The following is an 11,834-nucleotide window of genomic DNA, read 5'->3' on the forward strand; positions in this document are numbered from 1 at the left end:
TGAAGATTTAAAATTCAGCAGGTTTACCGTTTTTAGTAAAGTTCCAGGTGAATGAAAGCAACCAGAAGCGACGTATATTCTGGAACGTATTCTCTGAAATAATATTACTGGTTATGTTACGCCTTATTCCCAGGTTTTGATTTAATAGATCGTTCACGGAAAGTTTTACTTCAAAAGCATCTGTTTTACTAAACGTACGACGGATGGAGCTGTTTAGTAGAAACACATTTCGTTGATTAGCAAAAGTTGATGTTTTTTGATAAACGTTCAGCTCACCATTGAGATTAAAGTATAGCTTTTGCTTTTTGAATTTTGTTTCGATATAAGGGTAGGCATTTAAGCTCCAGTATTTTGTAACAACACCTTTGTTAATGGAAGATCGGGAATTGTTATACCTCGGTTCAATATTCACATTAAAATTAAGCCACTTATCACTCCACTTACCAAGACCAAGTCCTGCTCCAACACTATAATTGTCACTTACGTTACGAATTCCATTTACTTCATTTATAAATCTGCTCACGTTACCACTGGCATTAAAGTGAAGGTTTACACCCTTAAATACTTCAAACCCATACATGGTCCATACATTGCCGTTATAGTTTCCGTTTGTGTTGATGGTTTTATTGGTTCGTTCGCCTGTAAGAATGTTAAGTGTATTTGAATTGGTAATGGCTCTATTAACAAATGAAAAATTTCCTGACAGATAAAAATTCCTGCTTTTGATGATCTTGTAATCATTCATGTTAATGGAGAAATTATGCCGGAACGCCTGCTTCAGGTCGGGATTACCCACGGTAATATTCAGCGGATCAATATTGTCAATGATCGGGTTGATCTGTTGCAGCGTTGGGTTTTGCGTACTGCCGTTATACGATAATGTAAAGCTCTTTTGTTTTTTCGGCGTGAACCTGATGGTTGCTCTTGGTAACAGATTTGTAAATGCAATTGTTCTCACATCTCCTTTGTTCAATTCTTCAAGATTGAAATTGGTTCGTCCAACAGCTGTACCAAATGAGGCCACAATTTTTTTACCGTTGTATCTGAACGAAACACCTCCATTATGATCGGTTGTGCGGAATAGGAAGTGATTACTAAGTGTATCGACGATGTCTTTATAACTGTCATTAGTAGTAGGGCGCTCAAAAGTGTTACGCTCGGCGTTATTGCGGCTGAAATTATTCTTGTAAGTCAATTCAAGGTTCCAGGTTTTGCTGATGGGCTCAGTATAAATTATACTATTCTGTATCGTTTGCTGGCGTTCGTTATTTGTTTTTTTCTGATCTACATCATCTTCATCAACCAACAGGCCATTGTTGTCATAAAATTTATTGTTCGAAAAAAGAAAGCCATCGCCGAGTCGGGTATTGTTACTATAGTTTCCTGTATAGCTGATTGTACGACCCGCTTTTTTCAAGCGCTTACGGAAACTTAACTCAGACGTGAAATCACGGTTCTCCGTATCAGTTGCTGTGCTTCTTGTTTGCTCATTGATCAATTGTCCATCATCGCCAGTGCTACTTCCGGTGAAATGGTTTTCTCGTTGGCCCGTTACAAGCGAGCCATTTGCTTTTAGTTTAATGCTGCTGCTTGAATCAATTGTCCAGTCGTACAAAGCATTCAGTTTGTTTCTGCGTCGGTAAGTATTAAATATTTCAGATGTTGTGTTGGTGAAACTGCTGTTTTCTAAAATGCTTTGGGTAATGCTTCCATTGCGACCTGTTACCGTTTGGTCGTTAAATTGGTAACTGCCGTTTATGCTGTTCTTGTCTTTATTCCATTTATTTATGTAAGATAAACCACCTGTTGTTGCTGTAGGCAATCCCTGGCCATTTGCAAAATCATCACCTCCATCACTCCACATCATAATGCCCCCATCTTCCATTATCTGCATGTTTTCATTAGAAGAACTTCCGAAGTTGCGTTGCTCATTCCAATTCAAACCTTCAAAGCTGGTGTTGTTGTGCGTAACATAAGCAGCTATCTTTTGTTTTTTCTTAAAAGAGTTGATCATTGCTTTACCGGTTCGATAATTGTCGAAATCGCTTCCCAGTTCAATTTTTCCAAAATATCCTTTCTTCTTATCATCCTTCAATTCAAGATTGATGGTTTTTGTTTTTTGTCCGTCATCCACACCAGTAAATTCAGCTTGTTCACTTTTCTTATCAAACACCTGTACCTTGTCTACAATGTTTGCACGAAGATTTTGTGTAACCACAGCAGGGTCGTCACTGAAAAATTCTTCCCCATCAACCAATATCTTTTCAACTTTTTGTCCTTGTGCAGTTATTTCTCCTTTGGAATTCACTTGTAAACCAGGTAAGCGTTTCAATAATTCCTGTACGTTGGCATTTGCATCAACTTTGAAACTGTCTGCTTTGTATTCGGTAGTGTCACCTTTTATACGGATTGCACTTACTTTCTGTTGAATAATAATTTCTTCCAAGAGTTTACTCCTGGGAATAATGGTGACTGTCTTGTTTAACGTAGCATCCCCACTAATATCAATTTCGTCAACATACTCAGCATATCCAGGGTAGCTGATCATGAAAATATACTTCCCTTGTGGAATATTTTTAATTTCAAAAAAGCCTTCGTCGTTTGTACGTGTAAATTTTGACAGAATTGAGTCCTGTGTTCTTATCAGGCTCACAACGGCCTGACTCAGTTTCTTCCCTGAACTGGTATCGGTTATGTAACCGGAGATTTTGTTTTGCTGACTAAAAGACTGGAAAGAACAGAACAAGCAGATACTGATAAACAGTAAGAGTTTGGGTGATCGCATGGTGTTGGTTATGGGATGATGAAGGTTTTGGTTGATAATTGAGCGCTATATTAAAATCTTTTTGTTGCACATTATGTATGAAAGATGTTAAAGTGTTATATTTCCATACAAACGGTATTGCACTTTTTTATAAGTGTGCAATTAGCGAAATAAGTGTTTGCGTTCAACTAAAAACTAAGCAAATGGGAACTGCCAAAAAATACGAGGACTATCATTTCGTTGATACTACAAAACCCGTCTGGAATTACTCCCGTTTTGAGGGAGATGATATTGCCAATTTTCAAAATGGAACGAACTATCGGTGCGATGAATTATTTGGCTCGCATGTAATGGAAGTATTGGGAACAACGGGTTATTACTTTGCCGTGTGGGCACCAAACGCCACTTTTGTTTCAGTCTTCGGAAATTTTAATGAGTGGAACAAAGAGAGTCATCCATTATTCGTTCGTCTTGATAATTCTGGAATATGGGAAGGGTTTATTCCAAATCTTCCTCAGGGTTCTTCTTACAAATATCATATACATGGATATGCCGGTCAGAAATTAGATAAGGGTGATCCTTATGCAAATTATTGGGAAGTGCGGCCAAATACTGCATCAAGAACATGGCAACTTGAATACGAATGGCAGGATGTAGGATGGATGGAGAAACGAAAAGAACATAACAAACTTGATGCGCCGTGGAGTGTGTATGAAGTGCACCTTGCAAGCTGGATGCGTCCTGATAAAAACAACGAAGAAGTTTATCATACCTATGATTTCTTCCGTGATAAATTGGTGAACTATGTAAAGGAGCTTGGCTTCACACATGTGGAGTTAATGCCGATTATGGAACATCCGTTTGATGGAAGCTGGGGTTATCAAGGTGCAGGTTATTTTGCACCAACATCACGCTATGGAACTCCTCAAGAGTTTATGAAACTGGTAGAGGCTTTTCATAACGAAGGTATTGGCGTGGTGCTTGATTGGGTGCCTTCGCATTTCCCTTACGATGCACATGGACTTTTTATGTTCGATGGGACACATACCTACGAGTATGCCGATATGCGGAAAGGCTATCATCCCGATTGGAACAGTTATATCTTCAACTATAAACGTGGTGAAGTAAAATCATTCCTCATCAGCAGTGCCATGCATTGGTTCCGGAAATATCATATTGATGGCATTCGGGTTGATGCTGTATCGTCCATGTTGAAACTGAATTATTCCCGCACAGCAGGGCAGTGGGAGCCAAATGAATTTGGCGGCGACGGAAACCTGGAAGCCATTGCTTTCATCAAAGATCTGAACGAAACCATCTTCCGTGATTTCCCCGACGTACAAACAATTGCTGAAGAAGCCACTGACTGGCCTGGTGTGAGCAAGCCAACTTTTGGTGATGGTCTTGGCTTTGGAATGAAATGGATGATGGGTTGGATGCACGACACACTTAAGTACTTTAAGCAGGATCCGGTGTATCGTCAGTTTCAGCAAGATCAGTTCACTTTCAGTATGATGTATTATTATGACGAAAATTTTATGTTACCTCTCAGTCATGATGAAGTGGTGCATGGAAAGAGTCCGATGTTGTACAAAATGCCGGGTGATGAATGGCAAAAATTTGCCAATCTGAGACTGATGTACAGCTATATGTTTACCCATCCCGGCGGAAAACTTTTGTTCATGGGTAATGAATTCGGAGCCACGAGTGAATGGAATTACAAAAGCGAGTTACAGTGGGAGCTGCTTCAGTTCGATTCGCACAATGGGGTGCTGGAATGTGTAAAGACCCTTGCCAGTCTACTCAAATCAGAACCAGCCTTGTACGAGAATCAATTTAATAAATTCGGTTTCGAATGGGTTGATCTGAATCGAGGAGCAGAATCAGTAATGGTTTACAAGCGAAAAGGTAAAAAACCTGAAGACGATATTGTGGTGGTTTTGAATATGACTCCGGTTGTGCGGAGAGATTGGAAGTTACATGTACAAGGAAAACAGAATTGGACTGAATTATTCAATAGTAATGATCGTAAATACTGGGGCACAGGTGATGTGTTTAACCCTGAAATAGGCATAAGAGTAGTGGATGGCGAGTCCGACTGGTACGAACTAAATCTACATTTGCCTCCTTTGGGTGCAATTTTGCTAAAGTAAACACCTAAAAATGTAAAAAATGGCAAGATTTATGCGAGTAGAATTACGCTTGTAACTAAATTTATAATCTCTAATTTTACACAATATCCAAAATAGAAATCCCATGAAAACCCGGTTGTTCATCGCCGCTACTATTTCCCTCTTCTCACTGGGGGCTTTTGCACAAAACAGAGACAGTTCCAACGCCGTTTTACAAAGGGCTATTACTGCCAAACAGGAGCGTCGTATCCAGTTGGCAATTAATCTTTTTGAAACAGCGGTAAAGTATGATACCACCAATATCGAAGCCCTGAAAGCAATGGGTGAATATGGTATTGAAAGTAAGAACTACCGGCAGGCAGTTGATGCTTACACCCGTTGGTACAGGTTAGAGCCAAACAACGAAGCAACTTTTCAACAATTAGCAAATTTGTATTTCAATCTTGGTCGTCATAAAGATGCATTGGAATTTACTTCTAAATGGGAGAAACTGCATAAGGATAAACCCATGCACTACATTTCAGGCATGTGTCATTATTATTTAGAAGATTATCCGCAAGCCATAAACCGTTTGTTGCATGCTGCAGAAACAGATACAGCAAATGCAGTAATGTTTTACACAATTGGCCGTAGCTATCTGGAAATGGAGCGTTATAAGCAAGCAATTCCATATTACCAGAAAGCAGCGAATGCCGATCAAAAGAATGCACGTTATCTCTATGAAATGGCAATGGTGTATTACGCCATTCCTGACGATAAGAACGCCATTGCAACATTTGAGCTTGCCGCACAACGTGGCTGGCAACAAAATGCTGATTTCTTTGAAAGCTTAGCTTATTGCTATATGAATCTTGGCAACTTTGCTAAGTCCACCGAGAATCTGGAGAAGTCATTGGAAAAACGCCCTCATAGCTTAACTGTTCGTTATGCATTGGCTGAGTCTCTCTATAAAGGTGGCCGTTATAAAGATGCCATTGACAATTGGGATATGGTGTTACAAACTGATAATAAAAATGCAAGAGCCTTATATATGATCGGAATGGCATATCAAAAAATGGGTCAGAAAGACAAAGGCATGGCGCTTTGCGATAAAGCCATTGAAATGGATCCATCTTTAAACAGCTTAAAGCAGAAGAAAATGGACATGGGCATGTAAGATTTTTTGCGATTCCTTATACGTTACGGGCTGCAATTTTTTGCGGCCCGTTTCATTTTACACATTTGTGGATAGATGAACGACAGTTTAAACATCAAAAAATCAATAAATTTGCCGTTTATGGCAGAAGTAAAACAGGTGCGTGTTGCAATATTGGATATGTATGATGGCGTTGCCAACCAGGGCATGCGCTGTATACGTGAAATACTCAACAGCTTCGCCGATATAAACGTATTGGATCTTACCTGGGATGAGTTTGATGTGCGTGGTAAATGTGCCGTACCGGATTTATCTTCTTATGATGTGTTTATTTCATCGGGCGGCCCCGGCAGTCCTTTGGAAAGTGAAGGAACTGATTGGGAGAGTACATTCTTCAAATGGGTAGGCGATGTAAAAGCTTGGAATGACAATCCTTTGAACGAACAGAAGAAGCCGGTGTTTTTTATTTGCCATTCCTTTCAATTAGCCTGCAGGTATTTTAATGTTGGTAATGTTTGTGTACGCAAGTCGACTGCGTTTGGTGTGTTCCCTGTTCATTTTATTGGTAATGCTTCCGATGAAGTGGTATTTGGCGGATTGAAAGATCCATTCTATGCCGTTGATAGTCGGGATTACCAGGTGATACAACCCGATCATAAACATCTTCGTGAAATAGGAGCTACACTGCTCTGCATTGAAAAGGAACGACCACATGTTCCGTTTGAACGTGCAATTATGGGTGTGCGTTTCAACCAATACATGATCGGTACACAATTTCATCCCGAAGCTGATGCTATTGGTATGAGTATGTACCTGCAAAAAGAAGATAAAAAGAAAACGGTGATCGATAACCATGGGTTTGAAAAATGGAAGAGTATGATCGAACACCTGGAAGATCCTGATAAAATTTTGTTGACTTACTCTCACATATTGCCCAACTTCCTGCATCATGCAGTTTTTTCGATGGATACCGTTGAAGCATAAAGTCTTTCTCAAGTAAATAAAATCTGATACTTTTAGAAGACAAAATATCTTCTATGATTCCTTCAATCCGAAAGGCGTTTAACGGCAGTTTTACTATTGAAAAATATGAAGCATTCTTAAAAGATCTTCATAGCAAACATCCGGGAGATATTGAGTTCCGTGTAAGCGAAACCCCTGTATTTGTTGATAAAGCTTTCAAACAAAAAATGATTGACGCATGTGAAAGCATAGTTGATGTTATTTGTAGTGAAAAGTTTTTAGCGATGACGGAGCGTGCAATTCCTGCAGGCGAAAAAGTGCCTAGTGAAAATAAGCAGTCGCACATGATCGCTTTCGATTTTGGTGTGTGTATGAATGAAAAAGGAGAACTGGAACCACAATTGATCGAGATGCAGGGCTTCCCAACTTTATTTGGTTTCCAGGTATATTATCCTGAAGTGGTTGAACGGCATTTTCCAATTCCATCAAACTACAGTCAATACCTGAATGGTTATACAAAAGAAACTTACATTGAGATGTTACGCAAATTACTCATTGGAAATTTGCCAACAGAAAATGTAATACTCCTTGAAATAAAACCTGAAGAACAAAAAACACGTATCGATTTTTCCTGCACAAAAGATTACACAGGTATTGAAGTAGTTTGTTTAACCAAACTTATTCAGGAAGGAAGAAAACTTTACTATTTGAAAAACGGTGTAAAAACAGAGATCAAACGTATTTATAACCGCATCATCTTTGATGATCTTAAAGCAAACAAAGAAAAGCTGGGCAATGTGGTTGATATAACTCAGGATCTTGATGTAGAGTGGGTGCCTCATCCCAACTGGTTCTATCGCATCAGCAAGTTTACACTTCCGTTTATTGATCATCCTTATGTACCTGAAACATTTTTCCTGAATGAGATCAAACAATTACCTGCTGATCTTTCTAATTATGTACTGAAGCCTTTGTTTTCTTTTGCGGGACAAGGAGTGATCATTGATGTTACACAGAACGATATTGATGCAATTAAAGACCCTGAGAATTTTATTCTTCAACGCAAAGTAAAGTATGCTGATGTAGTTGAAACACCTGATGATCATGCAAAGGTTGAGATACGCATGATGTATGTTTGGCCAGATGGTGATGAACGTCCTCATGCAGCCATTAACCTGGCACGCTTGAGCAAGGGAAAGATGATTGGAGTGCGCTACAACAAGGATAAAACCTGGGTAGGAGGAAGTGTGGCGTTCATGGAAAAATAAAACGGTGTTTGTGTTACAGCTTTCGGTATTTTAAATAGCCCCCATCTGTGTAGCAATTAGGTGTGCTTAAGTGAAGTGTGCCTTCTTCTATAGAGATGTACATATCGATCGGGTTAGGATCAGTTGTAGAGAGAAAAGTATTTCTGCCAGTATTGAGGCAATCATTTTTAATTTGAATTGAAAAGTTACCCTCGAAAATTATCATATTATTCTTTTTACGCTTATGGACATTACCTTTTTCAAATAACAAAATATTTCCGTTGCCGGGTGCGAAAAGAGTAGAACCGTTCATATTACTCATTGCTTCAAGCTCCCATTCGCCAATTAATTGAGATTCGATTTTAGAGGTTGCTGAATCCTTTTTACATGATACGAATGCAATTGCAAGTAGAAATAAAATGAGAATTCTTTTCATCTTGTTTTATGTGGTTGACAACTCCAACGAAATTTTCGTTGCATATATAAATTAAGTACCACTCAAAAACTCTCCACCAATATAATCTACAACAGCTGGAAGACTTTTTGTTTCCTCATATATTTTCAATTGTCTGTCGGCACCGGTGCCTTTATTCAATATTTCAGGAATATAATTAATGGCATGTCGGCAACCTAACTCATCAACAACATCATCAACAAAGTCGAGTAATTCATAGATAAGTGCACGTGTGTTTGTTTCTTCTTCCTTACCAAAATCGATCAGGTAGCCATCAATTCCGTAGCGGCTGGCCCGCCATTTATTTTCATTGATCAGTGCCCGTTGATATTGTATGAAATTCAGATTTTTATTACGGAGTTTGTAAAGCTTGGCAGTAATTGCCTGAAACAATGCGGTGATAGCGATGGTTTCCGCAACAGTCATAGGTACATCGCAAATTCGAAACTCAATAGTGTTGAAGAAAGGATGCACACGCAAATCCCACCATATTTTTTTTGCATTGTCAATGCAGTTGGTTTTTATCAACAATGAAACATAATTCTCATACGCCTCAATACTGTCGAATGATTCAGGAATACCTGTACGAGGGAACTTGTCAAACACTTTTGTACGGAATGATTTATACCCAGTCATCCGTCCTTCCCAAAAAGGAGAGTTGGTGCTGAGTGCATACACATGCGGTAAAAAATAACGGGCAGAGTTGGCTAGGTGAATAGCCATCTTCCTGTTCTCCATTCCAACGTGTACATGCAAACCAAAAATGAGGTTACTCCGTGCAGCTTCCTGCAGTTCATTTACAATTTGATTATATCGTACATGATCTGTAATTAACTGATCCTGCCAATGGCTGAAGGGGTGTGTTCCACTTGCGCCTACCGCTAAACCAAGATTGCCTGCAATACCGCTGATGGTTTTACGCAGTAATGAAACATCAGTAATAGCTTCATCAATGTCCTGGCAAATATCAGTGCCAACTTCCACCACGGCCTGGTGCATCTCAGCTTTCACTTTGTCTTTAATTACTTTTTGGCCTTCGCTTACAATTTTCTGTTCATGGCTTTTTAATTCCCTTGTTGTGGGATCATACACCATGTATTCTTCTTCAACACCTAATGTGAATTGTTTGAAATTAATGTTACCCATTGTCGTTAATCAAATTAATAAAGCGGTTGTTTATTCGCACCACGTTTTACATATTCTCCCCAGGTTAAATTATCAGCACCATCTTTCTGTTCAAGAGCCCTTTCAATTGCATAGCTGGCAGATGCTTCAACTACCCAATCAAAATTTTCCTGGCCTACACTTGCAAGATCGGCATCAGGGGCAGGGTTGCAAAAATCAATGGCATAAGGAACACCATCTCTTAATGCCAATTCAACTGTATTAAAATCGTAACCAAGATAATTGTTGATACGGAGTACAATATCTGTCATCATGTTTAACTTCTCTGCGGATGGTTGAAAATCGGCAACGTAACGTAAATGATGTGGGTTGCGTGGTTCATAACTCATAATACGCACATGCTTACGTCCAATGCAATAACAACGATAGTATTCTTCAAACACAATTTCTTCCTGCAACAACATCACCAACTGATTTGTTTCTGCATGCTTTTCAAAAAACTCTTCCGCATTACGCAGCTTATAAACATTTTTCCATCCACCACCGGCAAATGGTTTCATGTAAGCAGGAAAACCAATATAATTGAACATGCCTTCCCAATCCATTGGATAAGCAAGGTTGCTGAACGATTCGTCGCTTGTATCATCGGGTCGTTCTTTTGAAGGAAGGATCACAGTTTTGGGAACAGGTACATCGATCTTTGTTGCGAGACAGTTATTAAAAAACTTATCATCAGCACTCCACCAAAACGGATTGTTGATCACAGCAGTTCCGGTAATGGCTTCGTTTTTTAGATATGCACGGTAATGCGGTACATCCTGCGAAATACGATCGATGATCACAGCATACCCGTTGTTTACGCCTTGCACCACTTTGTCTATAAGCACAGGTTCGGCCACAATGCCGGGAATATTTTTACTGTTGATCCTTTCAACAAAAGCAGTAGGAAAGGAGCGTTCTTTGCCATGAAGAATACCGATCTTTTTCATATTTAATGTTTATGGTCTTGAAAATGATGTTGAAGTTGCAGGCAATGTTGCGGTTAATTATTGCTTTAATATAGTACACAATTCGCTAACATTAACTTGCACCGTAAAATAATTTTACCTGCATTTCCTTATTTTTGAAAATATGCTTATGGAGAAATTGAAGCACATGGTATTTGAATCGGTGCTGTTGAAGTCGGAGTTGCTTGAACGGGATATGAAAATTGATATGTATCTACCTACATCTGTACACGATCCTTCCGAGATGAGTTTATTGCTTATTAATGATGGACAGGATCTTCCAAAAATGCCTTTCAATGAAATGCTGGATGAATTGTACGGACAACAAAAAATTAAACCACTTTTTTGTGTGGGTATTCATTGCGGTGCCGATCGTAAAATGGAATACGGTATAGCCAGCCAGGCCGATTATCTTGGCAGGGGAGCAAAGGCAGGAGCGTATACCAATTTTATTTTTGATGAGTTACTTCCGTTCTTACGTAGCCAGTATCATGTGCCACAGTTTAAAGAGAAATCGTTTGCCGGTTTTTCCTTGGGAGGCTTAATGGCAATGGATATTGTATGGAATCATCCGCACGAGTTTAGTAAAGTGGGTGTTTTTTCAGGTTCGTTCTGGTGGCGGCAAAAAGCATATGAAGATGGGTATACTGATGAGGCTGATCGCATCATGCACAACCAGGTGAGAGAGGGTGTTGCTGCTCCCTGGTTAAAGTTTTTTTTCCAAACCGGATTGCTTGATGAAAAACTGGATCGTAACAATAATGGCATTATCGATTCAATTGATGATGTACTTGACCTGATCGCTGCATTAAAAAAGAAGGGCTATAGTGACGAAGCCATCCGTTATCTTGAAATGATAGATGGTAAACACGATGTACCAACCTGGGCAAAGGCATTTCCAAAATTTTTGGAGTGGGGTTGGGGAAATGATGTTTAATGTTTTGCTGTAGTGCTTTACTAATCGCTTAACGTAATTACATAAAAAAGTCCCGAAATAATTCGGGACT

At 39.3% G+C, this 11,834-nt stretch carries 9 protein-coding genes; 5 read left to right on the forward strand and 4 right to left on the reverse strand.

The window, feature by feature from the left end:
- Positions 1-7: 7 nt before the first annotated feature.
- On the reverse strand, positions 8-2,785 hold the full coding sequence (locus WG954_RS15670; RefSeq protein WP_340437634.1) for an outer membrane beta-barrel protein: 2,778 nt from the start codon (positions 2,783-2,785) through the stop codon (positions 8-10).
- Positions 2,786-2,967: 182 nt separating this feature from the next.
- On the opposite strand from WG954_RS15670, the gene glgB reads away from it, so the two are divergent.
- The 4 genes from glgB (at position 2,968) to WG954_RS15690 (ending at position 8,262) form a co-directional block, all read left to right on the forward strand.
- The gene (glgB, locus tag WG954_RS15675) at positions 2,968-4,917 is read left to right on the forward strand and encodes a 1,4-alpha-glucan branching protein GlgB (RefSeq protein ID WP_340437635.1); all 1,950 of its coding nucleotides are present in this window, start codon (positions 2,968-2,970) and stop codon (positions 4,915-4,917) included.
- Between the two features lie 103 nt (positions 4,918-5,020).
- The gene (locus tag WG954_RS15680; RefSeq protein WP_340437636.1) at positions 5,021-6,052 is read left to right on the forward strand and encodes a tetratricopeptide repeat protein; all 1,032 of its coding nucleotides are present in this window, start codon (positions 5,021-5,023) and stop codon (positions 6,050-6,052) included.
- Between the two features lie 120 nt (positions 6,053-6,172).
- Entirely contained in the window at positions 6,173-7,015 is an 843-nt protein-coding gene (locus tag WG954_RS15685) for a type 1 glutamine amidotransferase (protein ID WP_340437637.1), read from the forward strand.
- A 53-nt stretch (positions 7,016-7,068) separates the two neighbouring features.
- Entirely contained in the window at positions 7,069-8,262 is a 1,194-nt protein-coding gene (locus WG954_RS15690) for a hypothetical protein (RefSeq protein ID WP_340437638.1), read from the forward strand.
- A 13-nt stretch (positions 8,263-8,275) separates the two neighbouring features.
- On the opposite strand, the gene WG954_RS15695 is transcribed toward WG954_RS15690, so the two are convergent.
- Genes WG954_RS15695 through WG954_RS15705 form a run of 3 tightly spaced genes read right to left on the reverse strand, consistent with a single transcriptional unit; the run spans position 8,276 to position 10,809 of the window.
- Positions 8,276-8,677: a hypothetical protein gene (locus WG954_RS15695; RefSeq protein WP_340437639.1), complete on the reverse strand. Its 402-nt coding sequence runs from the start codon at positions 8,675-8,677 to the stop codon at positions 8,276-8,278.
- Positions 8,678-8,728: 51 nt separating this feature from the next.
- A complete protein-coding gene (locus WG954_RS15700) occupies positions 8,729-9,841 on the reverse strand; it encodes a carboxylate-amine ligase (RefSeq protein WP_340437641.1) in 1,113 nt (370 codons plus the stop codon).
- A gap of 14 nt (positions 9,842-9,855) precedes the next feature.
- Positions 9,856-10,809, reverse strand: a complete 954-nt coding sequence (locus tag WG954_RS15705) for an ATP-grasp domain-containing protein (protein WP_340437642.1) — start codon at positions 10,807-10,809, stop codon at positions 9,856-9,858.
- Positions 10,810-10,957: 148 nt separating this feature from the next.
- Here WG954_RS15705 and WG954_RS15710 point away from each other — a divergent pair, with 148 nt between their 5' ends.
- Positions 10,958-11,764 (forward strand): alpha/beta hydrolase, encoded by an 807-nt coding sequence (locus WG954_RS15710; RefSeq protein ID WP_340437643.1) that lies wholly within the window; start codon positions 10,958-10,960, stop codon positions 11,762-11,764.
- The last annotated feature ends 70 nt before the right edge of the window (positions 11,765-11,834 follow it).

It is taken from the genome of Lacibacter sp. H375, assembly GCF_037892425.1.
Taxonomy (GTDB): domain Bacteria; phylum Bacteroidota; class Bacteroidia; order Chitinophagales; family Chitinophagaceae; genus Lacibacter.